The 26,117-nt window shown below is 61.1% G+C and carries 26 protein-coding genes; 19 read left to right on the top strand and 7 right to left on the bottom strand.

The features are described from left to right. Positions 1-65 precede the first annotated feature (65 nt). Genes PCE31107_RS14035 through PCE31107_RS14015 form a run of 5 tightly spaced genes read left to right on the top strand, consistent with a single transcriptional unit; the run spans position 66 to position 6,004 of the window. Positions 66-968 carry a DUF1259 domain-containing protein gene (locus PCE31107_RS14035; protein ID WP_005797786.1) on the top strand — a complete coding sequence of 301 codons (903 nt, stop codon included), beginning with the start codon at positions 66-68 and terminating at the stop codon, positions 966-968. A 59-nt stretch (positions 969-1,027) separates the two neighbouring features. Next, positions 1,028-1,387, top strand: coding sequence for a hypothetical protein (locus PCE31107_RS14030; protein WP_005797784.1), 360 nt, complete (start codon positions 1,028-1,030; stop codon positions 1,385-1,387). A 46-nt stretch (positions 1,388-1,433) separates the two neighbouring features. Then, complete coding sequence (locus PCE31107_RS14025; RefSeq protein ID WP_005797782.1) at positions 1,434-3,260, top strand: ABC transporter ATP-binding protein; 1,827 nt, start codon at positions 1,434-1,436, stop codon at positions 3,258-3,260. Further along, entirely contained in the window at positions 3,257-5,059 is a 1,803-nt protein-coding gene (locus PCE31107_RS14020; protein ID WP_026063012.1) for an ABC transporter ATP-binding protein, read from the top strand. The genes PCE31107_RS14025 and PCE31107_RS14020 overlap by 4 nt, the downstream gene beginning before the upstream one ends. A 15-nt stretch (positions 5,060-5,074) precedes the next feature. Next, on the top strand, positions 5,075-6,004 hold the full coding sequence (locus PCE31107_RS14015) for a phosphotransferase family protein (RefSeq protein WP_047219835.1): 930 nt from the start codon (positions 5,075-5,077) through the stop codon (positions 6,002-6,004). Between the two features lie 83 nt (positions 6,005-6,087). Here PCE31107_RS14015 and PCE31107_RS14010 read toward each other — a convergent pair whose 3' ends face one another. Genes PCE31107_RS14010 through PCE31107_RS14000 form a run of 3 tightly spaced genes read right to left on the bottom strand, consistent with a single transcriptional unit; the run spans position 6,088 to position 8,925 of the window. Next, the gene (locus PCE31107_RS14010; protein WP_240503010.1) at positions 6,088-6,903 is read right to left on the bottom strand and encodes a TIGR02391 family protein; all 816 of its coding nucleotides are present in this window, start codon (positions 6,901-6,903) and stop codon (positions 6,088-6,090) included. 9 nt (positions 6,904-6,912) lie between these two features. Then, entirely contained in the window at positions 6,913-7,551 is a 639-nt protein-coding gene (locus tag PCE31107_RS14005; RefSeq protein WP_054470674.1) for a DUF2026 family protein, read from the bottom strand. Positions 7,552-7,584: 33 nt separating this feature from the next. Beyond that, positions 7,585-8,925, bottom strand: coding sequence for a tyrosine-type recombinase/integrase (locus PCE31107_RS14000; protein ID WP_082370866.1), 1,341 nt, complete (start codon positions 8,923-8,925; stop codon positions 7,585-7,587). Positions 8,926-9,074: 149 nt separating this feature from the next. On the opposite strand from PCE31107_RS14000, the gene PCE31107_RS13995 reads away from it, so the two are divergent. From PCE31107_RS13995 to PCE31107_RS13935, 14 genes are all read left to right on the top strand, one after another. Next, positions 9,075-9,353, top strand: coding sequence for a hypothetical protein (locus tag PCE31107_RS13995; protein ID WP_150609211.1), 279 nt, complete (start codon positions 9,075-9,077; stop codon positions 9,351-9,353). Positions 9,354-9,377: 24 nt separating this feature from the next. Next, on the top strand, positions 9,378-10,688 hold the full coding sequence (locus PCE31107_RS13990; RefSeq protein ID WP_024815560.1) for a site-specific integrase: 1,311 nt from the start codon (positions 9,378-9,380) through the stop codon (positions 10,686-10,688). A gap of 42 nt (positions 10,689-10,730) precedes the next feature. Then, positions 10,731-13,724, top strand: a complete 2,994-nt coding sequence (locus PCE31107_RS13985; RefSeq protein ID WP_024815559.1) for a Tn3 family transposase — start codon at positions 10,731-10,733, stop codon at positions 13,722-13,724. Positions 13,725-13,931: 207 nt separating this feature from the next. Next, positions 13,932-14,492, top strand: coding sequence for a hypothetical protein (locus tag PCE31107_RS13980; RefSeq protein ID WP_150609209.1), 561 nt, complete (start codon positions 13,932-13,934; stop codon positions 14,490-14,492). Beyond that, positions 14,489-14,830, top strand: coding sequence for a hypothetical protein (locus PCE31107_RS13975; protein WP_150609207.1), 342 nt, complete (start codon positions 14,489-14,491; stop codon positions 14,828-14,830). The genes PCE31107_RS13980 and PCE31107_RS13975 overlap by 4 nt, the downstream gene beginning before the upstream one ends. Positions 14,831-14,845: 15 nt before the next feature. After that, positions 14,846-15,070: a hypothetical protein gene (locus tag PCE31107_RS13970; RefSeq protein WP_150609205.1), complete on the top strand. Its 225-nt coding sequence runs from the start codon at positions 14,846-14,848 to the stop codon at positions 15,068-15,070. 30 nt (positions 15,071-15,100) lie between these two features. Next, positions 15,101-15,250, top strand: a complete 150-nt coding sequence (locus PCE31107_RS23385) for a hypothetical protein (protein ID WP_174966668.1) — start codon at positions 15,101-15,103, stop codon at positions 15,248-15,250. A gap of 324 nt (positions 15,251-15,574) precedes the next feature. Further along, positions 15,575-15,862 (top strand): hypothetical protein, encoded by a 288-nt coding sequence (locus tag PCE31107_RS13965; RefSeq protein WP_150609203.1) that lies wholly within the window; start codon positions 15,575-15,577, stop codon positions 15,860-15,862. Positions 15,863-15,878: 16 nt separating this feature from the next. Then, positions 15,879-16,160: a hypothetical protein gene (locus PCE31107_RS13960; RefSeq protein ID WP_150609201.1), complete on the top strand. Its 282-nt coding sequence runs from the start codon at positions 15,879-15,881 to the stop codon at positions 16,158-16,160. Between the two features lie 23 nt (positions 16,161-16,183). Beyond that, complete coding sequence (locus PCE31107_RS13955) at positions 16,184-16,510, top strand: hypothetical protein (RefSeq protein WP_150609199.1); 327 nt, start codon at positions 16,184-16,186, stop codon at positions 16,508-16,510. Positions 16,511-16,826: 316 nt separating this feature from the next. Next, positions 16,827-17,627: an EcsC family protein gene (locus tag PCE31107_RS13950; RefSeq protein ID WP_150609197.1), complete on the top strand. Its 801-nt coding sequence runs from the start codon at positions 16,827-16,829 to the stop codon at positions 17,625-17,627. Between the two features lie 271 nt (positions 17,628-17,898). After that, positions 17,899-18,783: an HNH endonuclease signature motif containing protein gene (locus PCE31107_RS13945; protein ID WP_150609195.1), complete on the top strand. Its 885-nt coding sequence runs from the start codon at positions 17,899-17,901 to the stop codon at positions 18,781-18,783. A 691-nt stretch (positions 18,784-19,474) separates the two neighbouring features. After that, a complete protein-coding gene (locus tag PCE31107_RS13940) occupies positions 19,475-21,667 on the top strand; it encodes a tyrosine-type recombinase/integrase (protein ID WP_174966667.1) in 2,193 nt (730 codons plus the stop codon). Between the two features lie 300 nt (positions 21,668-21,967). Continuing rightward, complete coding sequence (locus PCE31107_RS13935) at positions 21,968-23,275, top strand: tyrosine-type recombinase/integrase (RefSeq protein ID WP_150609191.1); 1,308 nt, start codon at positions 21,968-21,970, stop codon at positions 23,273-23,275. 254 nt (positions 23,276-23,529) lie between these two features. Here PCE31107_RS13935 and PCE31107_RS13930 read toward each other — a convergent pair whose 3' ends face one another. From PCE31107_RS13930 to PCE31107_RS13915, 4 genes are all read right to left on the bottom strand, one after another. After that, complete coding sequence (locus PCE31107_RS13930) at positions 23,530-23,928, bottom strand: hypothetical protein (RefSeq protein WP_150609189.1); 399 nt, start codon at positions 23,926-23,928, stop codon at positions 23,530-23,532. Positions 23,929-24,359: 431 nt separating this feature from the next. Then, complete coding sequence (locus PCE31107_RS13925) at positions 24,360-24,560, bottom strand: hypothetical protein (RefSeq protein WP_246174744.1); 201 nt, start codon at positions 24,558-24,560, stop codon at positions 24,360-24,362. Beyond that, entirely contained in the window at positions 24,557-25,099 is a 543-nt protein-coding gene (locus PCE31107_RS23685) for a hypothetical protein (RefSeq protein WP_246174742.1), read from the bottom strand. The genes PCE31107_RS13925 and PCE31107_RS23685 overlap by 4 nt, the downstream gene beginning before the upstream one ends. A 135-nt stretch (positions 25,100-25,234) precedes the next feature. Beyond that, entirely contained in the window at positions 25,235-25,777 is a 543-nt protein-coding gene (locus PCE31107_RS13915) for a 1-acyl-sn-glycerol-3-phosphate acyltransferase (RefSeq protein ID WP_174966666.1), read from the bottom strand. Positions 25,778-26,117 lie beyond the last annotated feature (340 nt).

The raw sequence follows: 26,117 nt of genomic DNA, 5'->3' as shown, positions 1-26,117 counted from the left end.
CTGCCTCGATTACCCGCTCCGGCCAGCCCCCGGAGCTGCATCCCGCCAACTACCAAGGAAACTCCATGCTGCGTCTAACCCTCTCCACACTGGCCCTGGCCGCGGGCCTGCTCACTACAGGCGCCCCGGCCATGGCCCAGGCCATCGACACCGCTGCCATCGAAACGGCCACCGGCCTCAAGGGCAGCTACAACCAGGCGGAAAACGTCTTCAAGGTCAGCAAGCCACGCGACGACGTGAAGATCAATGTCGATCGCTGGACCATGCCACCGTTCATGGGGCTCACCTCCTGGGCCGCGTTCACGCCAATGGGCTCGTCCACCATGATGATGGGCGATACGGTGCTGTTCGAGGATGAAGTCAACCCGGCGATGAGCGTCGCGCTGGACAACGGCCTGGAAGTGACTGCGCTGCACAACCACTTCTTCTTCGACCAACCCAAGGTCTTCTTCATGCACATCGGCGGCATGGGGGATGCACGCAAGCTCGCCACAGGCGTGAAGGCGGTGTACGACCGCATCGCGCAGGTGCGCGCCGCCCAAGGCACGCCGGCCAGCAGCTTCGCGGGCGACATCGCATCGCCAAGCCATGTCACTGCTGCGCCCATCGAGGAGATTCTGGGCAGCAAGGCGCAGGTCAAGGATGGCATGGTGAAAGTAACCCTTGGCCGCACAGCCAAGATGCATGGAACCACCGTCGGCAATGAAATGGGCATCAATACCTGGGCGGCCTTTGCTGGCGACGATGAGCATGCGGTAGTCGATGGCGACTTCGCCATGCATGAAAACGAACTGCAGACGGTCCTGAAAACCATGCGTGGCCAGAGCATCAACATCGTGGCAATCCACCAGCACATGACCTACGAGGAACCGCGCTACGTCTTTCTGCACTACTGGGGAAAGGGCAAGGCCGTGGATCTGGCTCAGTCAGTGAAGAAGGCGCTGGATGCGCAGAAGGCGGCGAAGTGACAAAGAAGACCTTCAGCTCGGTTACGCAACGCCTCTCAACAAGCTCTACCCGGCACCTCATGCGCTTCATCATCGCCGGGGCCATGTTTCCCGCACTTGCCGCAACCGCCAGGGAGGTGCCGCTGACCGGCCCGCAGATTCGTGCGACCATCAGCGGCAAGTATGTGACCGATGAACACCATTGGGGGCACAAGTATTTCGCGGACGGGCGCGTCGAGCGATCGGAGAACGGCCGCCAGCGGTCTGCGCGCTGGTCCGTCAAAGGCAATCAGCTATGCCTGCTGCAGCCGGAAATCAGCAAGGACGAACCGATCTGCTACAGCGTCCTGCGCGACGGACAGGAGCTGCAGTACAAGGACGATGCGCAGTTCGTGGTGTATTGGGGGCTGGTGCGGCCCATGCCCAAACGAGAGCCGTGAACGGGGGCGCGAATGGCTAGGGATTGCATGCACGCAGGCGACTGACATGGCGCACTACCTCTGGAAACTGCGTCCCTACTATCGGCAGACCGCCGGGCAGCTTGTCCTCGGCTCCCTGGCAGGCGTCGTCATGAACACGGCCGTGGTCCTGCCCGCCGTGTGCCTCGGGCGCGCGATCGACGCCGCGACGCACTTCGCGCAGGGCCAGGCGACGCGCGCGACGCTACTGCAGGCCGTCGCGCTGTTCGCCGCCGCAACCCTGGCCACAGAACTGCCGCGACTGGGCAAGCGCTGGTGGTTGATGACGGCCAACGCGCGCATCCGCGCCAATCTGCGCGCGGATGCCCTGCGCGGGGTGCTCGCCTGGCCGATGGCAAAGCTGACTGCCACGCCTGTTGGCGACACCATGGCGCGCGTCATCGGTGACGTCGAAGTGCTGGGCGTCGGTATCCGCGAGGTGATCGTCGAGACCTGGGACACGCTCCTGTTCTTGGTGTCGTTCTTCGTCGCCATGCTGGTGCTGGACTGGTCATTGACCCTGCGGGCGCTGATTCCCGTGCCCTTCGCGATGGTGCTGGCCTGGGCCGCCGGACGCTTTATCCACCAACGCACGACGGCGGCTCGACAAGCCAACGGCGCGTTGACTGCGGGACTGCAGGAGCAACTGTCCGGCATCCGCGTCGCGAGACTACTGGGGATGAAGCAGGCCGCACAGGCGCGGATCGAGTGGCTCGCAGATGCACAGGCGCACACCAATCTCGCGGCGGCGCGGCCCCGCGCCGGCCTGCCCGCGGTCTACACCACGCTGATGGCGGCCGGCATCGTTCTGGTGCTGTGGCAAGGCGGCGAAAAGGTCATCGCAGGCGCGTGGACGCTGGGGGCGTTCGTGACCTATCTGGACCTTTTTCTGCGCTTCACCGGGCGCGGATTTCGGGTGCCGCAGCTCGTGAACTCGGTGCAAGCAGGCGGCGCAGCCTACGCGCGGCTCGCCCCCTTGCTCGCTGCGGCCCTGCCTGCTCGCGGCGAGCATCGGTTCGCTTCGTTTCGCGCCGGCTACCTGGCCGGAACGACTCCGCGCTCGACTCTCACCGAGCCGGCGTCACGAGTTGAACGCGGGCTCGCCGTATCCCTGCACAACGTGAGCTTCTCTCACGGCAACGCCGACGCCGCCGTCACGGCGCTGAACCAGGTCTCGCTCGAGATTTCGGCAGGCGCGTTCGTAGCAGTGACCGGGCCGGTCGGCTCGGGCAAGAGTGCGCTGGCGAAGGCTCTGCTGGGCCTGTACCCGCTCGCCGGCGGTACCGTTTCCCTGGACGGCGACACGCCCGCACGACATCGCGGTGACATCGGTTACCTGCCGCAGGAGCCCTTCCTGTTCTCGGGTACGGTGCGCGAGAACATCACCATGGGACGTGAGCAGGCCGACCTCGCCACGATGAGCGCCCTGGAAATCGCCGCGCTTGCGAAGGACGTTTCGGGCTTCGAGCACGGCGTCGATGCCGAGATCGGCGAGCGCGGCATTCGCATTTCCGGCGGTCAGCGGCAGCGCGTCGCACTGGCACGCGCGGCGGCGGCGGGACCTCGGCTGCTGGTGCTGGACGATCCGTTCTCGGCGGTCGACGTCGCGACGGAGGCTCAGATCATTGCCAGCCTGCGCGCGGAGTTCGGCCGCGGGGCGCCGGCCGCGCGACAGGCCACCATCGTCCTGTGCTCGCACCGGCTGGCGGCCTTCCCGCAGGCGGATCTCGTCGTCGTGTTGGATGGAGGACGCATAGTCGAACGAGGCTCTCATGAACAGCTGATGCTGGCGGGCGGCCTGTATGCACGGATCTACGCGGCGCAGGTCGCGATGGCACAGCCGGAGGACGCATGACCGCAACACAGTCACAGCCGGCACCGACAACACGCCGAGGACTCACGACCGCCCAGGTGGGCTCGCTACTGGCGCCGCAGAGACGCCTGCTCGTGGCCATCGCAGCCTGCGTGCTTGCCGGTGCGGCGCTGGAGGTGCTGCCGCCGCTCCTCGTGCGGCAGGCCGTGGACGCCCACTTGGCCGTGGGCCGTGGCGACGGCCTGATGCTGCTGGGCGTGCTCTACCTGCTGGTCGTGGCCGGGCAGCAGGCGTTGGGCTTCGCGTCTGCGTACGGCACCGCGATCGCAGCCCAACGGGCGTTGCGCGACCTGCGCGCGCGCCTGTTTGGCCATCTGCAACGGCTGCCTGCGCGCTACTTCGACACGACCCCGTTGGGTGACACCGTCAGTCGCTGCACCGCAGACATCGACACCATCGACCGCCTGTTCTCGTCGGGCATCGCGAGCCTTGTCGCCGACCTCGTGCGACTGGTCACGATCACGGTGACGATGCTCGTGCTCAGTCCCTCGCTGACGCTGCTCTGCGGACTGGCCGTGCCGCCCCTGCTGTGGTTCACGCGCTGGTTCCAGCTGCGGGTATTGGCCGCTGAACGGGCCAGCCGGGAGGCCGTGGGAAGCGTCAACACGGCACTCGTGGAGACCCTCGGTGGCGCGGAGGTCATTCGTGCTTTCGGACGAACGGGGTTCTTCGAGCACCGCTTTCGTGGCGCTCTGCAGGCCACGCAACACGCCTATCTCGCGGCCACACGCTATTCAACGATCTACACGCCGCTGATGGCCATCCTGGCGTCGCTGATCGTCTGCGGCCTGCTGTGGGCAGGCGCCGAGGGCGCGCTGGCGGGCTGGGGTGTTTCTATCGGCACGCTCACGGCCTTCGTGCTGCTGTTTCGCCGCTTCTTCGCGCCGATAACGACGCTGGGCGAGGAATGGCAGACCGTGCAGAGCGCGCTGTCCGGGGCTGAGCGCGTGTTCCAGGTCTTGGCGCTGCCGGTCGAGGAAACACCGGCCGCCCATTCCGTGCAACAGGCCAGGAGCGAACCCGAGCCGTTGATCCAGTTGAAGGATGTGATCTTCGGCTACGTCGCCGATCGCCTCGTGCTGAAAGGCGTCTCCTTGAGCGTTCGCGCAGGCGAGCACGTCGCGCTGGTCGGACGCACCGGCGCTGGCAAGAGCAGCCTGATGCACCTCGCCGGTGGCCTGTATGCGCCCTGGTCCGGTGACATTCACGTGGCGGGCGCGGATCCACGCGCCATGACGGACGAGGAACGCCGTCAGCGCCTGGGCGTCGTGCCGCAGACGCTGCAACTGTTCAGCGGCAGCGTGCTCGACAACCTCACGATGGGCGACGTCCTCGTGACCCGGACTGCTTGCGAAGCCGCGGCCAAGGCAACGGGCGCGCATGCGTTCATCCGGGCACTGCCGCAGGGCTACGACACGCCCCTGGACGCGGGTGAGGCCGGCGCCGCGTTGTCCGCGGGCCAACGGCAATTGCTCGCGCTCACGCGCGCGCTGGTGCGCCAGCCTCGCGTGCTGCTGCTCGACGAAGCGACAGCCGCGATCGACCACGCCAGCGACGCTGCGTTCCGCGCCGCTCTTCGCCGCGACGCGCACGACTCGAGCCGTGCCGTTCTGATCGTGGCGCATCGGCTGTCAACGGCGCTGGAGGCCGATCGCATCATCGTGATCGAGGACGGTCGCATCCTCGAACAAGGCGCGCCGGACGAGTTGATTCGGTGCCGGGGTCGCTTCGCCGCGCTGCTGGCCATGGAGACGGCAGGCTGGGATTGGCATCAACGTTGACGTTGGAGGACAGACATGGGCAAGGACTTCTACATACAACCCGACGCGGCCGACCCGGTGCTCGATCCCGACGCGGTGCTCGCGATCGTGCGCTTGCATGCGGCGGGCGCGAAGGCCGTCAGGGCCGTCGACGAGAGCGGCGGCGAAGCGCGCGCCTATGCCATCGACAACGGCCTGATCCTGAAGGTTCAGCGACCACAACAGCTGCGCGCGCGAACGAGCCTGGCGAAGGAGCGTTTCCTTTTGGAGCAGTTGGCAGGCCTGGAGGGCGTATGCGTTCCACGAGTCCTCGGTGGGGGCGTTGCCAAGCCCGGGATCGAGTACACCTTGATGACGCGCATGCCCGGCGAGCCGATACACTCGGCAAGGCTCGACGGTGACCTCCGCCGGCGTACGCTGGTTGACCTGGGGCGCATGTTGCGTCGCATTCACGCAATCCCTCAGCAACCCGTGTTCGAGGCGCGCCTGATCCCCGGCGACCACACGGCGGCCGACGTTCGCACACGGTTCGGCGGCCTCTTCGACGACGCTGTCGCAGCCGTGGCTCGGGCGGCCCAGCCCTGGCCATTTGCGGTCGACCCGTTGCAGTTGGCGCGCCTCGCGATGCGCGCCTTGCCGGACGCAGACGCCTGGGTGGCCTTGCACAGCAACCCCGGCCTCGAGCACGTCTTCGTCGATCCGCAGACCGGGCAGTTGACTGGCATCATCGACTTCGGCGATGCGTATTTCAGCCACCCGGCGCTCGATCTGCGCCGATGGCCTCGGCCCATCGATCGGGCCGCAGTTCACGCTGGGTACTGCAGCGAGGCGGAGATGAGCGAGAGCTTCAATCAGACATGGCGCGTGGCCTGCGTGCTCACCGACATGCTCGCCATTGCGCAGGATCTGGAATGCCGCGCTGCAGGGCTCGTCGAGTTGGAAGAGCTTGTCGAGCAGTTGCACTGACGGCTTACGTGATGGCTGTCTTGGCGCCGGCCGATCACCCGCGAAAGAGTAGTACCCCCATCCTCTGGAGACACGGGGAGCCGCTACAACGCCGCGGTATTCGCTTTCAGCGTGCGATCCAGCTTGCGGTGAATGAGTGATACCAGTGTCAGGATGTCCAGGGCATCTTGTTCGGACATCGGCCAGTTTGTCTTGGGGGCATGGGCGAGTGGGTTGCGCACGGCGCCGAAGAGGCCTACCAGCAGATGGGCGAAGCCTTTTTGCTCGCTCTTCTCAGATTCGGTGGCGAGAGAACCGAGAACCAGGATCGGGTTTTGCGTCGAAAACGTCCGGTTCACCAACTCGGCTCCATCCATGGTCAGGCCCGACATGGAACGGATGCGCTCGGCGACGCCTTTGGTCGACTCGAAGACGGCATGGAAGTAGTTTTCATCCAGCAGTTCGGCGCGGCAGTAGTTGAGCACTTCGACATGGACGTTGCGGTTTTCCAGTGCTGCCTTCAGCCGACCGGCGCGGGCACGCGCTGCGTCCAGGGTCGTGGCCTTGTCAGCGTAACCCACGCGGCCATCGTCGCGCACGAAGAAGCCCGAGAAAGCAAGCACCACGTTCAGCTCATCGCGCCGCCATCGGAAAGCGCCCGGGTCGCGCGCGTAGTTGACGGGGTTCATGGCAAGGTTGATCAGCAAGATCAAGTGATTGCCGATTTGGTGCTGGTTTTGTGCTTCCGCGAGCGCGTTGAAAAGGCGCTTCCACTTGGTGATGCCAGGCGACACATCGGCGATTTTGATTTCCTGCAGCAGTCGCTCGATCTGCGCGCCCGTCAGACCTCGTTCGGTGTCTGCAAGCACCCGGCAAGCTGCCTCCATGTGCTGCGAACTAAAGGGATCGATGTGAGCCACGGAGTGAATTCACCAAGCGCCTGAAACCGCGCTGTTGTTCAATTTGATCCGAGTCACTTCCCCCAAGTCGTTTTGCATCCGCAACTCGGGAAGAATCGATTTCGGTGGTCTCCGGTACCAGTGCAGGCAGACGTTGACGAGATCTGCCCCGGCAGGCTTCTTCAGAAACGATTGCCGGAGGTTGACGGTCAGTTCGGGATTTGGCACCAGGTGGAAATCACCTTCTTGATCCAGATGCTCATGGCTGGGAGCCATGTCGGCCCACTTCTTCTGAAACATGCGCCGCGGTGCGATGAACGGGTGGCCGGCGGACGTACAGGCTTCCGGGAACATCGGCGCCATGAAATCGATCACATATTCATCGCACTGTATCCACGCGTGAAACGACGTGTCCGAGCTTTGAACCTGTCCTTCTGTCAATGTGGCGAAAGAGATGACATTCCGCTGTTGTTCGTTGACGAGGAAGAATGCAGCACCGGCGAGCTGCACGGCATCCTTCTTGTAGAACTCGCGCAGGATGGCAGCGCCCGCGATGCTGAAGAACATGCAAGCGTGGGCTGTATGCGCATCGACGCTGTCCAGGACTGACCTGATGACCGCATGAATGCGCAGATAGTCGAGCAGCGGGATAAGTGGTTTGGTCTTCATTGGATTTGTTTTTTGCGGGGAGCGCCGACGTGGCTAGGCTACGACCGTGGCCGGCAACGATACGGCTTTGACGCTTGGGCGCGCAACGGCTCTCGCAGAACGAGTGCGGGTGTGGCGCGGCTTGGATTCGGTCGTGTTCGTGGGATTCAAGGGAGCGGCTGAGCCGCATTCATGTTCGATGGGGACGCATTCCCTGCGCAGTTGGTCCAGACGGTTCGCCCATTCTTGAAGCATCGCGCGCCGCTCATCCTGGTAGGCATGGCGGTTGTAGGCCGCACGCACGGCATTCGCCGGCACGTGCGCGAGGCAGTGTTCGATCACGTCGATGTTGCCGCCGAGGCTGTTGAAGTGGGTGCTGAACGACGCGCGCATGCCGTGCGGCGTTCCTTCCCCGCTGAAGCCCAGTCGCTCCATCAAGGCGTTCAGGCTGCGATTGGCCATTGGCCGATGCGGGTCCACGCGGTTGGGGAACAGGTGTTCCCTGTTTGCGGGCACAAGCTCATGCAAACGAGTGAGCAGCGCAACTGCCTGTGTAGACAGCGGTATCCAGTGAGCGCGCTTGGCCTTCATTCGCTCGGCAGGAATTTCCCATTGCGCGCCTTTCAGATTCACTTCATCCCATCGGCCCTCGATGACTTCGGCTTTGCGGCAGGCGGTCAGAAGCACCAGCAGCATCGCGATGCGCGTTTCCTCGTTAATCCTGCCGCTGCCATCCAGCGTCCGCAGAAAGACGCCGATCTGCTTTTCGGACAGGGCAGGGTGGTTGGTCTGGGTGCGCTTCTTCATCACGCGCACGGGTGGAACCGGATTGTTCTCGATCAGTCCTGAATCGATGGCGTACTCGAAGATGCCCCACAAGTGATTGCGCAGGTTGCGTGCGACCTCCGGCGCGCGTTGCTCGACCACCTTCAACTGCGCGGTCAGTTCGAGCCGCGTGATGCTGCCGATCGCTCGATTCTTCAGTGTCGGCAGCAAGTCATTGTCGATCTCGCGGTTGCGCTGCTTCACCGTAGACGCTCGCAGGTCTGCCGACGTCGCTGTATTCCAGTCCGACACGATGGCAGAGAACGTTCCTTTGACTCGTTCCAACTGCTCTTGCGCTTGTGCGATCTCCTTGTCTTGCTGTGCCTGCAAGGGGGTGGTGCCTTGGGCTACCAACAGCCGTGCCTCTGCATGGAGCCCACGGGCATCCGCCAAGCTGACTTCCGGAAAGGCGCCCAGTGCGCGTTTACCTTCGACGCCGTTGATGCGGAACTTGTAGCGCCACAGCTTCGAGCCATTGGGCTGGACGAGCAGGTAGAGCCCGCCGCTATCCGCAAGCTTGTAGGGGCGCTCCTGGGGCTTGGCTGTCTTGATCTTGACGGTAGTGAGCATTGGGGGCCTTTTGATTGGCGAGGCCCCCAATGAGGCCCCCAAATGGTCGCGCTGTCAAGAAAAATCCTTAGATCGCTTGAGACATAGATGGACGATAAGTCATTGTCGCTATTGATATTTTCGTGCCTTCTGAGAATTTGTGAGATCGCATGAAACACCAATGCATACTTCAGGTCGGAACCGGTATCGATGCCTACCGCACGCAGACGCGCAAGCTCGCGCCCTCGATCAACGACGGCTGGGAGACCGGCGTCAAGTTCAGTCCTTTGCCATGGCTGGACGGGCGTGTGTCCATCCTGGCCGAGCAACTGGTGCGTGCATGGAACTGGCGCCAATTGCTGTACCCCCTGCGCCCGGCGGGGCGCTTCGATTTGTTCGGCACCATCATGGCTGGCTACCTGCTGGCGGAGCGGGGCAAGCCACGCTAATGGACAGGCGAAAAACAAACTGAAATGAATCGTGTTGTTGACTACATCGAAGCCGCTGAGCGCGACAACACGCGTCGGAGCTACGCTTCGGCCATACGACATTTTGAAATAGAGTGGAAAGGCCTCCTGCCCTCGACGGCTGACGCCATCGCCCGCTACCTCGCCGACTACGCGCCTACCTTGGCCATCAACACCCTTCGCCAGCGGCTGGCGGCACTGTCCCGATGGCATGCCGACCAAGGTTTTGCGGACCCCACCAAGTCGCCCTTGGTGCGCCAGGTCCTTAAAGGCATTCGCTCAATTCACGCCGTGCCAGAAAAGCGCGCGCGCCCCCTGGAGCTGGCGGTGCTCCAGCAGATCGACCAGTGGCTCGATGTCGCGATTGGCAACGCCCAGCGGTCCGGCGACCGGCCGGCCTTGCTGCGCCAAACCCGCAACCGCAGCCTGATGTTGCTGGGGTTCTGGCGCGGCTTTCGCTCCGACGAGTTGGTCAACCTGCGCGTAGAGAACATCGAGGTGACGCCGGGCCAGGGCATGGCGTGCTACCTGGGCCGCACCAAAGGCGACCGGCAGCTGCAGGGCCGTGTTTTCAAATGCCCAGCCTTGTCCCGCTTATGTCCCGTGACGGCCTTCAATGCCTGGATCGACCTGGCCGGGTTGACCGAGGGTCCGGTGTTCCGCAAGATCGACCGCTGGGGGAATGTGGCCGACGAAAGTCTGCATGCCGACAGCCTGATTCCGTTGTTGCGCAGCCTGTTCGCCGAAGCCGGTGTCGAGTCGCCCGAGGAATACAGCAGCCACTCCTTGCGCCGCGGCTTTGCCGGCTGGACCCGCGCCAGCGGCTGGGACATCAAGGAACTGATGGAATACGTCGGCTGGAAGGATGTCAAATCGGCCATGCGCTACCTCGATGCGTCGGATTCCAGCCTGCAGGCCCGGTTCGAGCAGGGCCTGACGGCCCTGGCACCGGCAGTTCCGCAGCTACTGCCATTGTTGTTGACCGAACAAATCGAAGCGCCCCGCCCACCGGCCGAAGGAACGACGCCCATGGCAGTCCTGCGCGTCACGCTGGTGCTGGCCCGCTTCAGCAAGCAGTCGCGCGGCCTGGCTCGCGGTCACCGGCTGATCGAGCAGACCTGCTTTGAGCGTTTCGCCATGCAACGCCTGAACACCGAGGGAACGCTCTACGAGCTCGCAGTTCCCTACCTGTCACGTGACTTGCTGGACGAGGTGATCGCCACGCTGCTCGATGACATGTACCGCATCGCCGAGGACAACCAGTGCCTGCTGGAAACCTCATTTCACGAACCCGCGACCGACACCTACTGGGATTGAGGCGATGGGAAGCATTGCCGCCAGGCGGGGTAGTCCCCGCGAATGACCACGCTCCATGAGACGGCCTATCCCAGCCTGAAACCCGATCCGACACCCCGTGAGCTGGCGGAGCTTTACACACCGACCAAGGATGAACAACTCCTGGCTGCCGGCATCGGCAAGCGCGCCTTGCCGCGCATGGCGGCACTGATCCACCTGAAAGTCTTCCAGCGCCTGGGCTATTTCATCTCCCTGGCCGAAGTGCCGCCGGTGATCCGGGAGCACATTGCGCAGCAGGTGGGCGTGGTTAGGCCGCCCCCGGCGGCGGACCTCAAGCGCTTCGAGGCCTCGGGCTCGCGCACCGCCTTGTTTGCGACCTTACGCCGGCACCTCAATGTCAAACCTATGAACCCGGGGGGCCACGCCTGGCTGGAGGTCGTGGCCGACACGGCGGCCGAGACCAAACACGCGGTGGCCGACATCATCAACGTGATGCTGGAGGAGCTGGTCCACCATCGCTACGAGCTGCCCGCCTTCTCGACGCTGGACCGGATGGCGTATCGAGCCCGGGAAAAGAGCAACAACCGGTATTTCTCCGCAATCACCAACCAGCTGACAGCCCATACCCGGACCTTGATCGACAGTTTGCTTAAAACCGCCACGGGCGAGTCGGTTTCTGCCTGGCAAATGCTCAAACGCGAACCCAAGCGGCCGACCAACAAGGAAACGCGCACCTACATCCAGCACATCCGGCGCTTGCAGTACCTGGTGGAGCAGCTTCCCAAGCCCGACGTGCCGGTGCCCAAGCTCAAACAGTTTCGCCACCTGGCGCGCGCCCTCAATGCGGCCGAGATGGCCGAACTCAAGCCGCAAAAGCGCTACGCCCTGGCGGTGATCTTCATCCGGGCGCAGCATGCCCAGTCCCTGGACGATGCCGCGGACCTGTTTATTCGCCTGATGCAGAACCTGGAAAACAATGCCAGGCAGAAATTGCTCTCGTTCCAGCAGGAGCGGGTCCAAAAAACCGACATGCTGGTTGGCCAGCTCAAAGACATCCTGGGCGCCTACCAGCTGGAGGGCACCGACACGCAGCGTGTGGACGCCATCGGCACCACCCTGGTGGCCGACGTGGACGAGCTGCTCAACGAATGCGAACAGCACCTGGCCTATGCGGGCCGCAACCATCTGCCTTTCCTGCTGCAGCCCTACAAGATGGTCCGGGCCCAGTTGCTCAACTGCATCGGCATCGCCTCGCCCAAGGCCAGCAGCGAGGACCAGGTAGCGGAGCGGCTGATCGAGGCCCTTTACAAGCTGCGCGACAACCGTGCGGACATCGTGCCGCTGGACATGCTGGGCCTGACTGAAGACAAGGATTTCCGCTGGATGTCAGGCCAGTGGAAGCGGTTGGTGTTGGTCCGTCCATCCGGCAAGGGCCGGGCGGAGGCTGTCCACCGCCGGTATTTTGAACTGGCGGTCATGCATGCTGTCAAAGACGACCTGAAGTCGGGCGATCTCTTCATCAAGTACGGCGAGCGCTATGACGATTACCGCGAGCAGTTGGTCGATGACGAAACCTTTGAAAGAGAAGTGGGCGACTATGGCCAGGTCACCGGCATCGAGACAGATCCCGGCACCTTTGTGGCGATGCTCAAATCGGCGATGTCCCAGCGGGCCCACGACATCGACGCCACTTTCCCGGAAAACGCCCATGCCGAGATCGTCGACGGCCGCCTGATCCTGCGGAAACCGCCGCGCTCAGAAATCGTCGAGGCGGCCGCGCGGATCGACGCCCTGATCACCGAGCGAATGGAGGCGGCCAGCATCGTGGACGTCATGATCGACACCGAGCGCTGGTTGGACCTGCACAAGCTGTTCCGGCCACTCGCCGGGACCGACAGCCGCCTGGAGGATCTGCGCATGCGCGTCATCACGACGCTGTTTTGCTACGGCTGCAACCTGGGGCCCGTGCAGACCGCCAAATCGATCAAAGGTCTGAGCCGCCGGCAGATTTCCTGGCTGAACTTGAAATACGTCAGCGAGGACCTCCTGGACAAGGCCATTGTCAAGGTGATCAACGCCTACAACAAGTTTGAGCTGCCAGGCTACTGGGGCACGGGCAAACACGCGTCGGCGGACGGCACCAAGTGGAATCTTTACGAGCAAAACCTACTGTCCGAGCACCATATCCGCTATGGTGGGTACGGCGGTATCGGCTACTACCATGTATCGGACAAGTTCATCGCGCTGTTCAGCCATTTCATTTCCTGCGGCACCTATGAGGGCATCCACATCCTTGACGGGCTGATGACCAACGAATCGGACATTCGACCGGACACGATTCACGGGGACACCCAGGCCCAGAGTTACCCGGTCTTCGCGCTGGCGCACCTCCTGGGCATCCAGCTCATGCCGCGCATCCGGGGCATCCAAGACCTCAAATTCCATCGCCCGGAGCCGGGCAATGTTTACCGCAACATCAATGCGCTGTTCAGCGATGTGATCGACTGGCGGCTGATTGAGCTGCATTTGCCGGCGATGCTGCGGGTGGCGGTTTCCATCAAGACCGGCAAGATCACGCCGTCGGCGATCCTGCGCCGGCTCGGCACCTACAGCCGCAAGAACAAGCTGTATTTCGCGTTTGTAGAGCTTGGCAAGGTCATCCGGACCATGTTCCTGCTGAGCTACATCGGCGATGTCGGGCTGCGCAAGGTAATCCATGCCGAAACCAATAAGAGCGAGCAGTTCAACGGCTTTGCTCAGTGGTCATTTTTTGGGGGAGAAGGGATCATTGCGGAGAACATCCGGCACGAGCAGCGCAAGGTGATCAAGTACAACCACCTGGTGGCCAACATGATCATTCTGCACAACGTGGTGGGCATGACGAAGGTGCTGCAGGAGCTTCGCGACGAGGGGACCGAGATCACGCTGGAGATCCTGGGCGGCCTGGCGCCGTTCCGCACGGCGCACATCAACCGGTTTGGTGACTACACGCTGGATTTTCGGCGGAAGATTGGCCCCTTGAACTTCGATGCCACCATAATCCCAATGGAATCATAGACTTAGGGTCGTTTCTGCTGGGTTTTACATGAATCCCTGCCGACCCTCATTTCAGGCCCGGGGAAACACAGTAGATGGCTGGGCGAGGAAGAGTACACAATCGATCCATGCGCGCTAACGGGGTTGGAGGTGTTGCAACGGTATCCCAACCCGAACGACCGCATGCGGTGATAACCACGGAAAAATAAAAAATATATGGACAAGCACATGCTCACACTTCTCCAAGATCGCTTAGGGAGGACTGCGATTAGTCCTTCGACGGCTCGCGGAATGGGACCTCCCGGAACGATCAAAGCAGCGAGGTCGTTCCTGCAAACGTACGACCTGAGATCCGTCAAGGCGAACGCGCCGAAGACCTTTCGCAAGAAGCTTGATGAAATGACCGACGATCTAATCGCGAACCTCCCTGCGCAAGCGCGGCATTGGGGCAGCGCGCGCAAGTTCGTCAATATCTTCCTGCGGAACTGCGCGTACAACCGCTTTGTGTGTGACGCGTATGGCCTCGGTCGAATCGAGGCTTGGATGGAGGTTCCATTGGACAGCCACGTGGCCGCCGGCTTGAAGCTGGATGCCCTTGCAGCAAAGCTGGATCCAACCCCGCCACGCTGGAAGACCGTGATAGGCCTAACGCCGGAGCTTAGCGATCGCTGGCAAACGCTCGCACAGGCAATCGCGGAGAGGAGTCGAATCCATCGGGTGCACCTCGATGTCAGATACTGGAACGGTGCGCATATGACACTTCACGCAAAGCACCAGGAAAGGTCATGACCTCACCTGTAGATGAAGACGATGACGGAATTGAAACCTCGATGTTCTATTCCATCATCGACGAGATGGAGCGCGTCTGGGGAGATCCGGGATTAGAAGGCACATCAGACGAGTACAAGTGGTTGGAAGGGCACTACCAAATCACGGAAGAGGAGGACGTCAAGTGGCAGATGGCCTTGCAGTACTTCGTCAACCATGACCTTCCCGAAGACGATGGGAGCGATCCAGAGGTCATGGCATTTCTCAACGACTACGATGCGGTGAGGTCATTCTTGGCCGAATTCTTTCGGAAGTATCGAAGCAGTGACAAGGTCTATCTGCGACCGTCAGTGCTTTAGGAAAACCACGGAAAAATGGAACTGAGCAACTGGCGCGAGTTCGACGATGGCGAAGAGTGGTTCGCCGGAAGGGCGCTTTGGTTATGGGCGCCCTCTTGGGAGAACCCTCGGCTGGCTACAGCGGATCGCGGAGACGACTTCGAGTGGTTTTACGCGAGCGGTCCGAAGCTCGAAGACGCAAGCTGGGAGTTTCCCACACACTGCTGCGACCCAACGCCGCCGACGCCACCGTCGGTCTGAACAACAGGACGGAAAAATAGGAGAGCACGAATGGACTCGATTGAGAGCATGACCATTGAGCAGTTGAACGAGCGCGCGAATCTGTTGGCGTCTGAGATCGACGCCAACGACGAAGAGAACCGCGTCTATCAGAGCGAGCTTAACCGGATCTACGCCCGGATCGACTCACTGAAGTCCTGATCGGAAAAAAGGAAGCGAGCTATGAGTGACTTCAGTCAGGCAGACCTTGATAGGGCACTAAGAGATTATCGCGCGCGCCTAACGGAAGCGGTAGCGTACGCGACCGCATGGCACGACCGACTCGAAAACGGCATCCCGCCTTCCTCGGGCGAAGTTAGTGAGTTCACTGTTCGCTCGGGCCAGTTGAACGCAGAGGTGGCCCAAGCATTGAGCCATTACTCCCAGGTCGCTGCGCACCACTACCACCTTTGATCGGAAAAAAAGAAAGCGCAATCTGCGCCCGCGTGCCGGCCGGTAGCCAGCGTAATCCAAAAGGGATAGTCCATGTGGAAGACAGTTTTCGCAGGAACAGTTGACGATCGGCCGGTTAAGTTGAAGGAATACAACGACGACGACGGGGCCCGCGAGCTGCGGGTCGAAACAAACTACGGTGAGGATCAAATTCTTGGCGGCGATGTTCCGGGCGTGATAGCGGGTGCGCCTGTGTCAGCGGACGACACGATGCATGTAGATGCATCGACGCCGGAAGAACTGGAGCTCAATCTCATCGAGCTAGGCGGTTTTTCGCCGGCGGGCGCGAAAGAAATTGCTAGCCATGCTTGGTTGCCATAACCGCGATAGAAGACATATGAACAACATTCAACGACGTATCCTGTGGCGCTTTACATCTGACGGCTACAGGATTGGTGCCTTGCATGACGACGAGATCGATTTGGCGTTATCGGCGATTGTTGGACACACGAAGGACTGCGATTTCCCACTCAAAGATTTGATGGGCCAGCCACTCGCTGGTGCCCAGATTCAGATGACGGAAACGGTATGCGTGTGGTTTGACGGCGGAGATCGTTCGGCCTTCCTCGGAGAAGGGGAGGTGCTGGTCTATCAGCACGACGGAGCAGTTGTTCAGTGAGTCGAGAAGGATAGGAAAAATCGATGAAAACAACACTCTATTCGGAGCTTTCGGGTCGGCAATTGGAACAGGCCTACGCCTTATGCGCCGATCCGAAAACGATTGATGAATACCGGTTCGTCATCGCTGACGATGGCATGGTGGTGCGGCGGGAACGAAGCGATGGGGCTGAAATTCTCGTTCAGGTCGGCAACAGCCTTATTCGACCAAGCGCCGTACAGGCGATTGAATCGCGCTCGCTTTCGTTTGGGTGCGACGTGTTTCTTGCGACCGCGGGCGGCCAGTCTGAGAAAGTGTTTGTCGCCGACCTGAACCCAAGCGAAATTGCGGCGAAGCTGCGGCTCGCTTGAGATCGGAAAAGGAGCAGGGATGCTTGTGAAGCTATGACTATCTGGACGCTACTGACTGCTGAAACGTTGAGGCACCATGAAATTTCCGCGAGGTATATCAAACCGCGAGAGCTATGAGTGAGGCGCCGAAACCGACGCATTCGACTCTGGCTTTACGCGCCTGAGCACTGCCGCGCTCCTCTATCAGCTGGCCATCGTCATTGCGGAGCCGGCACCTATGTTTCTCATGCATCATCGTCTCACCAGCGCGAACTGAGTGCTGGCACTACGGAAGAATCGGCGCGGCGACTTTCCCGTGCGCGAAACTGGAGAACCAATGCAATTCAGTGACGAAGACCTCGCCGAACTTCTACTCGCAAGAAACTTGCTTGAAAATCCTGGATTCGCTGCCCGCATTGCGAGTGCGGTCGGAAAGCCCATCGATATGGCGTTTGGGAGGCTGCCAGAGAGTTGGCAGTTGATAGTTGCCGATGCCTCAAAGGCAGCGATGTTCAAGGCAGCCGATGCCGCTGTGTTCACAATGAAGGATGTGCCTGGTCAAGCGGCGTCCAACCGGTGGCATTTGGCCGGCGTGACCACAACTGGGGCAGTCGGTGGGTTCTTCGGGCTTGCAGGACTTCCTTTGGAGCTACCCGTTTCCACGACGATCATGCTTAGATCGATCGCCGATGTGGCTCGAAGCTATGGAGAGGTTGTCAGCGAATATGAGACCAAACTCGCGTGTCTCACGGTGTTTGCTCTGGGCGGTACGTCTAAGTCTGACGATGCCGCTGAAAGCGGGTATTTCGCGATCAGAGCAGGGCTGGCACGCGCTGTGCAAGAGGCAATCAAGTACATGGCGGCGGGTGCTGGTCGCAAGAGCACCCCGGCGCTCATCCAACTCATTGAGAGAATTGCCGAGCGGTTTGCGATATCGGTTTCCGAGAAAACAATGGCGCAGCTCATACCCGCGATTGGAGCACTTGGTGGTGCGGCAATCAACGCGGGGTTTATGAGCCATTTTCAGGACATGGCAAAAGGGCACTTTATCGTGCGCAAATTGGAGCGCCGCTATGGGCCCCGCGCAGTCCGAAGTGTATACGAGTCGCTCGCCGACCGTGTGAAAGCCTCGCCCTAGGCCATCTCACTGTCAGCGACGGCGTAAGCCGGACGGAAAGTCTCGATTGCGAGAAACTGGGAATGTGATTGTGTGACAAGCACGCGACGGCACGCGGTTTGGCGCGCTACGCCCAAGAGTATTGCGAGCCGGCACGACTTGTCGACGCTAGCCGTGGCCAGAGACGTGGGGTCGAGTCTGTCCCGCCCGGAAAGGACAAGGACGGTGAGTGCCTTATACTCCAGGCACGAGCGCTATTGTGCTGGCGACGACTGAACACCTAAGGTTAAAGATGCTCGAGTTGAACAGATGGTCGGACATTAAAGGGCTGGACACTCCGTTCCTAGCCATCAATGCCACCAACAGGACGGCGGCAAGTCGCGAGACGAACAGCGCGTTTTTCCGCTTGAGGCAGGCCGGTCATTGGGAGCTTCCGGAGGTCGCGCGCGAGGCCGGTATTAAGGGGCGTCCGATCCTTCTTTTCTATACCGAGAAAGGGCAGTCCACTTTGTACATTGGGTCGTGCGTCAGGATGTTCGTCTCCGGCGAGACAGCGCGAAATCGGCCTCGTTACGTTTTCACTGTCTCGCGCAAGTGGCAGCCGATCGGCACTACGGTCGTATCGTTCTCAACGTTCTTTCGCGGTTTTCGGCTCAGCGCGAATCCGACTGTCGCCTGGATCGACAAGGGAGCATACGTTTACCCGGCGCTCGAAATGCCTGACAACGGCGAGACCGCCGCGGAGTTTGCCGGGCATGGGGGCTACGACCAGCATGGCCTCTCGTCGCTTCGTGTCGGTCACGAGCGCTTCGTGAGGAACGTTCGAAGGATTTGGGGGCGATGCTGTTCTCTTACGGGCCTGCACTCACCCAATCTCGTGCAGGCCTGCCACATCGCCCCGTGGGCGGATGCAGCGGCGCCCGATCGGGTGTCGGGGAATAACGGCCTCATGCTGTGCGCGCACCTCCATGCGTTGTTCGATGCGCATCTGATAGCCTTCAGTGACGCAGGCGAACTGCTGCTCGAGCGAGGACTCGAGCCTGGCGTGCGCGATCTGGTGCTTGCTGGAGGCTCGACGGAGCTACGTCGTCGTCTTAACAAAGCACAGATCCACTTCCTGCGGGAACATCGGGCCGCGGCCAAGAAGGCTGGGAAACGCTTCGAGTTGGCTTTATAACGCCCCGTCGGTGCCTCAGGTGGATGCCGGCTAACAAAGCATGAAATACATCCGTATTGCCATCGCCGTTTGACTGCTGATGCCCGTACCGAAAACGCAACCGCGTCCGAGTGCCACACGGTACAAGCATGTTGCGTCAACGCTCGCTCCCAAGACGCAACGTGTGTCAGCTCCCTCCGCGAACAGCCTCCTCAGAAGGCAGCGCCGGCTTGACCGAATAGCAATGAACGTCGCTGATCCCGCCGAAAAAGCAACGCACGCCAGCTTGCACGCCGCCGCTGGGCGACGAGTGGCGATCTTTCAGGCCTTAGGCGGACGTAAGTTGCTTCGGTCGCGCGCAGACTCTCGCGAACTAGCACCCCATGTCGTGTACTTATTTGCGCAACGAGCATCTACGTCTGCTTGAAAATGGGCGCCGACGGACGCAAACTGACGGATTCGACCAATAAACACGAACAATTCTCAACAAATCATGTTTCGATAAGTGTTCTTAGTCGGGTAGTTGTTTTTGTGCACTATCTTCGCCAGTCTAGAATAGATTCTGGGTATACTCTTGATGCATAAGGCGTTTCGACCGCTCTCGGTGGTCACGGCACCTACTTGGAGAGATCCCGGGGGGGGCACGCGAACTGGGGCTTGGTCACGCACGAAACCGCCGCGGCGCCGTACTAGCCCAGAAGAAGACCCGCCTATGACGCAGACGCCTGGATCACCTTCCGCCGCCGAGCACCCAGTGGCCGCACGCCGGCGCCACGCGGTTGGCGCATCCGATGACGTCCTGGACGTCGCCTTCACCGAAGTACTCTCCGCATCAGTGTCCGCTGAGGCTGCCGCGACGGAAGGTGGCACCCGACTACAGGCGGGCCCCGCCACGCCACCAGGCCGCAAAGGCCCGCCGCGCCGCGCCATGCCCACGCGCGAATACCTTGGGTTGGATCATTTCGCACTGTTCCGCGGGTATCTCGAGGGCCTGGCGCTGGAGAAACTCGCTGATCAGTATCTCGAGACTGGTCTGGATTTGCGCATGGCCAAAACGACGCTGCTCTGGATCAAGGAGCGCATCCTGGCGGGCGCGCGCCGCGAGCGCGACTACAGCGCCGCGCGTCTGCTCGCAATCCCTCCCGAACGTATCGCGGCGCCAGTTGACGGGGAGGGCGGCGCCGCGCCGGCCGCGACCCCGACGCTTGAGGAGTTCGCCGAGGAGCGTGACCCGCACCAGTTCTATAGTCAGCGCGAGCTCATCTCACTGTTTGAATCCGAATTTCCTGCCGGCCAAGTCGACCGCGAGCGAGCGCGCAACGAACGACTGCGCCAAAAGCAGGTGAGGGCGCTGTTCCGCCTGCAACAGCTCCTTGCCGTCAAGCCGCAAGCGCATCACCACGTCGCCGGCTGGTTCCACCCAGCCGTGGCTGACCGCCTCGAGCGCGCGGGGCTGCTGACGCTGGCCGACCTCCTCAATTTCATCGAGGTGCGAGGGCGCCGCTGGCACACTAAAGTGAACAAGCTTGGTCCGGTCGCGGCCGAACGCATCCAAAAATGGCTCGACGACAATGCCCAGACGCTCGGGCGCGTAATCGACCCGCGCGCGCTCACGCCGCGCAAGGCAGCCGCGCCGACCATGCTGCGGCAGCTGCAACCGCAACGCACGGACATCGTGCCCCTCGAATATCTGATCCTGCCGCCAGCGCTGTCCGGCCGGGCAGGAAGCAACCGCTACGCAGGGGAGGCGGGAGCGCGGCTTGACGCCAACGATGACCTCGCTGCCATTCAGGCGTGGCTTTCGACACTGCAGCCCGTGCGCGGCAACACTTGGCTGACCTACCGCGGGCACGCCGAGCGGTTCTTACTCTGGGCGCTATTCGAGCGCAAACGAGCCTTCTCTGACCTGAGCGTTGAAGACGTGACGGAGTACCGGGAATTCCTATCGAACCCGCAACCCGCCACGCGCTGGGTCGCGCCTCCACGTCGAAACGCTCCGCGTTACAGTCCAAACTGGAGACCGTTTGCGGGCCCCGCCTCGACGACCAGCGTACGGCACGCGATGACGGTGCTCTCATCACTCTGCCGCTGGCTTAACGCGGTCAAGTACTTGGCATCCAACCCGTTCGACGCGGTCAAGAAGCCCAAGCACACCCGCGCAGCCGGGCAGATCGACGTCGGGCGCAGCCTCACCAAGCGCCAGTGGCAAATCCTGCGCGACTACCTGGCTACGTTGCCGCCCGACGACCCGGCCGCTGTTCGCAAGCGTTTTCTGGTGCGCTTTGCCTACGTCACCGGCACACGCCTATCGGAGCTCGCTGCGGCGCGCGCCGGCGATCTCAAGCTTGAGCGGCTGGGCGAACTCGGCGAGCGATGGGTGCTGCGCGTACTCGGGAAGGGCACAAAGGTGCGGCAGATCGAGCTACCGTCGGCTGCGGTTCCACTGCTGGAGGACTATTTCGAGGCACGGGGGTTGGGCCGCCTGCTTGCACACCAGCACCCGGACGAACCGATCGTCGGGCGGCTAACGGTCTCCGAAGGCGAGCTCGGCGCCACCGCGCTGGCGCCAGCGGTGGCTGGCGCGCCGGGCGGGGGTGGGTATCAGCCAGCGCCGGGACTCGAAGCCCACCGTGTGGCCGAGATCCTGTGCTCGTGCTTCGAAGGCGCGGCCGACTATATCGCCACGGTCTCGCCGCAGGATGCGGCACGCCTGCGCGAGGCGACCCCGCACTGGCTGCGTCACACCTTCGGATCGCACACGCTCGAGCGCGGCGCGGATCTGCACACCGTACGCGACCTGATGGGGCACGCCAACATTTCTACAACATCCCAATATCTTCATTCGGAAGCCGCACGGCGCGCCCGCAACCAAGATCAAGCTTTTGGCGAGGACGACCTCGCGTGAGTGTGCCGCAGGGCCGGGTGAACGGTGCCGAGATTTTCCGCGCGTGTTTTTTTGCGCTATGAACAAAAAAAATCAATAGATTCTATTGTTTAATTCCCATTACGCCTATAATGGGCATCAATGACACCCCGCAGATTTGTACCTAAATTCTGTCCTGACGGACATGGAGCCATGCTGTGAGGACGGAATTTAAGTGTTTGCCGAATTGGCTGGAATCTAAGGGTCTTAATTCGTTAGCTTTTATTTCTTACTAGTGAGCGATGCTGTGTCCGCTCACTCATGAACTGAACAGGATGGTCGATGATTACGGAACTCGGCTTGCCCACCAAATATGCCTCGGCGATCCAACTGCGCGCGAACCAAGTTGGCCCCTTCGGCTCCAATCTCGGCGACAAAGCGCTGCGGCAAATCCGCGCTGAGACCGATCTGGAAGCCATATCTTTGTGGCTGGCAAACTATGTCGAAAGCCCGTCAACGCACGCGAACTATCGGAAGGAATCCGATCGTCTGTTGCTCTGGGCGATCGCGGACGCGCTCAAGGGGCCAAGCGCGATCGCTCAGGAAGATCTGCGCCTGTTCCGGGCATTCCTTGCGGCGCCTGATCCCTCCAACCCGATCTGGACAGTGATTGCCGAACTCAAACCCGTTTCTTCGCTGACACACGAGGACCTGGCGCGGTATCGGCAATTTCTGGCGAACCCTCAGCCGAGCTCGACGTGGATCACGGAGAAAGGCGCTCGCTACTCGACGGACGATCCGCGCTGGCGGCCGTTTGCAAGCAAGCTTGAACCTGCAAGCATCAAGCAAGCCGTCGTGATACTGGACAGCATGTTTGGTTGGCTCGTGGAGTCCGGGTACTTGCGTGGCAATCCGCTTGGCCTGCTGCGACAGCGGCGCCGTCGGCCGGCGCAGCATGTCACGCGCTACCTCCCGGGCATCATGTGGCAGCACGTTAAGGATTACGTCTCTGCCATGCCGGAGGAGGATCCAAAGCAGTTGCGGGACAAGGCTCGCGCGAGGTGGTTGACCACCCTCCTCTACCTAATGGGTCTCCGGCTTTCGGAAGTCGCCGCGGGCACGATGGGAAATTTCGTGCGGCAACTTGGCGCAGACGGCACAACGCGTTGGTGGCTGGAGGTTGTCGGTAAGGGCCAGAAGTACCGGCGTATTCCCGTCTCGGATGAACTACTTGCCGAATTGATGCGCTATCGGCAGGCTCATGGCCTCGATCCGCTACCGGCGCCGAACGATACGGCCCCTCCCCCCCTTCTCCTGCCGTTTCGTCGTCGTTCCGGCAATGCTCGAGGCGAAGGCGTCAATCGGAAGACTGTGCACAATGCTATCAAGGAAGTCTTCAAGCATACAGCCGATTGGACGGAAGCTAAGGGCGGCGAATATGCCGAGCACGCAGCTCACATACGCGACGCGTCCGCGCACTGGCTTCGACACACCGCCGCATCGCACATGCTGGACAGCAAGATAGATCTGCGCGCGGTGCGCGATAACCTCGGCCACGATTCAATCAACACGACGAGCCAATACGCACACGAAGAGGACGATCGCCGCCACGATGAAACGACCCAGAGCCATCGAATGAACTGGGAATGAGCGGTCGGCCGCCCCGCGTCGAGATTGAATTTTTGATCTAGAACTAGGCGCAGCTATCTGCGATCTGACTGTGGAGTGCCTTGACAGGAGGGACGTGGAGGAGAGGTAATGCCCCCTCCCCTCGAACGCTGAGATTACAGCATGCTTGCAGTGAGTTCGCCCGAGTGGCGATGGCGTATTGTTGTTTTGACTCGGACGAACTCAAGTCGGAAAATATGGCGTTACAAATCATCGAGGTGACGCCATGAGACCGATTACGAGATACGCTGAAGGTCGACGAGCCTGATCGGGACGAAGATAACGTAGCCCGTCTGCGTCGTGAACCCGGGCACCGACCAGCCGACCGGCGTGTGAAAGAACGCAAACGCGTTGGTCTGAATGCCAACTACACTATCCGCCTCTTTGTTGCCGGTGATCTTCGCCAAATCGCCCGGCGTCATCGGTTTGATCTGCTCCTGCACCGGTTCCCAGTTGCCGTTCTTATAGTCGGAGACGGTGTACCGGTCACCGCTCTTCTCCACCTTCAGAAGCGGCTTGACGGTATCGCCATCCTTGACGCCCCACGTACCGGCAAGCGAATCGCGCGAGCCTGCATGGTCGCCACAGGCCGAGAGCATGAGAGCCATAACAACTGCACCCAGATACTTAAACATGAGACTCCTCGTTAAAGCTAAGACGCGCAGTATGCGTTGGTGGATTAGTTTTGAGCAAGCGCACTGCGCGATTCGCGTGGCGCACTCATAAGGAATTTATCCGGCTTACTGTCTGATGCAAGCGAGCCATTTTTCCGATGGCTACTTCTATTCAATTCGACTTGCCGCAGGAACGCGCCGGCGGCGTGTACTGAGCAACGAAATAGCACTCGCTTGGCCCCCGCACCGCGGGCAGTCCCATCGAATGTCTTCGGCCCAGCCAGTCCCATCATGGCCGATATAAAAGACGCCAGGACGCGCCTTGTACGTGATCGGCTTCGCGTGACCGAAAATCCGGCACCACAGTCGTTTTAGCATCCCATTTTCCGTGTCTACGTCGTGCGGTTGTGATTCTCGACGTCGAAGCCTTCCGGCCAATCGTCGCGATGGACCTAGAGCGCATCCTCGGCAATCAGTTCGGGCACGACGTCCTCGTAACCTTCATTCCTGGGCGTGATCATCAAAATCGCGCTTGGTATGCCCTTCGCCGCAGCAACTTGGCCAGCAAGACGCTTCAGCTCCTTGGTCCAATCATTGACCTGACGGTCACGGATTGCCTGCTCTTCGGTCGTCGTTATCGTTTTTCCGATCAACGAAGGCCGTGTTCGGCCATCACAAAATCGAGGGCAGCGGTGGAGTAGTCATCGCCGTAGTCGACCTTCAGTTTGCCATCAGCTTCGAGCCTCCGCCCGAGTTCTGCCAAACGGTGCATTTGCGGAATCAACTTGTACAGAGCAGACATATTCTTGCTCGCAGCGTTGATGTCTCTCGCGAACTGATCGATCGTCTGCGGTGCGGGCCGATCCACGCCGTCCTTCTCAATTTTTAGCGCTTGGCATAGTGCTAACAGCTGTATGCCGCGCTCAATCTCCATCGTGTGGTTCAAGATCATTTCTCCTATACCGATTTCACACTCAGGCCACGTGAATCCATCGCGTTTAATAGCCTGTCGCAACGTCGTCTTGCCACTTAAACGGCCTTGGAGGTCAGCCCGCTGGCCACCTCTCCAAGCAGTGTCACCGTTGCGCTTAAACAAGGCGTAGCAGCCATCAGGCATGCATTGAAGACGGTAACGCCGAAATGCCGCCGGGATGAACGGCGGACAATCCAGTTCGCTGATCTCTGTGTTCATCCGCACTTTCTCCGAGACTTCGCGCGGATATCCGCAATAATGGCCCGAAGTCCCGCCCGCCGAAATTCCCCTGCCTTCCTCTCGACGTAACGAATTTGTGCCCTGCCGTGGATACGAATAAAGCCGAGCTCAGACTTAAAAGGAAATTCTGATTCGCGGCCACATGGCCGAACCGTTCTTAGCAAATAATCGACTTTGCTCAGCTCCTCGAATCTGGAGTTCCGCCACTGCAACTCCTGAGCGATCAGCAAGCCACTTCACACCTGGCTGGTCGAGTCCCCTCTCCCCAGTTTCTGAAATGCGCCCCTCGGGGAACACCATCACGCGACCACCGCGGGTCAATTCGGTCAGCAGGGTCCGTACTCCGAACGGAGCTGTCGCGTCAGTCGGAATGATCTTTCCAAAGCCGAGCCACGCCAGGAGCTGGAGGAAGCGAGTCGTGGCCCCTGCCCCGCGCGAGTATTCCGTGTCGACCGCGAACGCGAGCGGCACCGGAGATGCCAGCGCAACGATGATCCCGTCCAGCAGCGAAACGTGATTGCACGCGAGAATGCATGGCTCTCCTGACCTCAGGAGAGCCGTCGTCGAGGCATTGTATGTCACGCGTACGCGGAACATACGCAACAGAACAGGACGCAACACGTAACGCAAGCCCGATTTGAGAAAGGGAGCGTGCATGGGGCCGTGCGTAGCGCGCATACTCAAGCGCAACACTGTGCGGTAGGGGAATGCGGGTAATCTGGCCATCCGTCAACGCCCTCCGGAACATCACGCGTTCCGACAACCCGCCCCTCCCTTTGCGCGACCAGATGAGCAATGGAAGGAATGACCGCACGAACTGGAACACGGGCCACGGGTCCGCGGGTCATGGGGGATGGAGCGGCCGCAGCCTGCGGCACCGGAACACCTAGATATAGTGCTGCGTTCAACAGCACGCGACGGGTGCCGGCGAGACGCTGGTCAGTCAACGGATTAGGCAGGGGGGAATTTTCAAGGTCCATGCCCTCGTATACGACAA

Source organism: Pandoraea cepalis (genome assembly GCF_902459625.1).
In the GTDB taxonomy this organism is placed as follows: domain Bacteria; phylum Pseudomonadota; class Gammaproteobacteria; order Burkholderiales; family Burkholderiaceae; genus Pandoraea; species Pandoraea cepalis.
The sequence above is the reverse complement of the archived record's forward strand: the minus strand, read 5'-3'. Positions and strand labels throughout refer to the sequence as shown.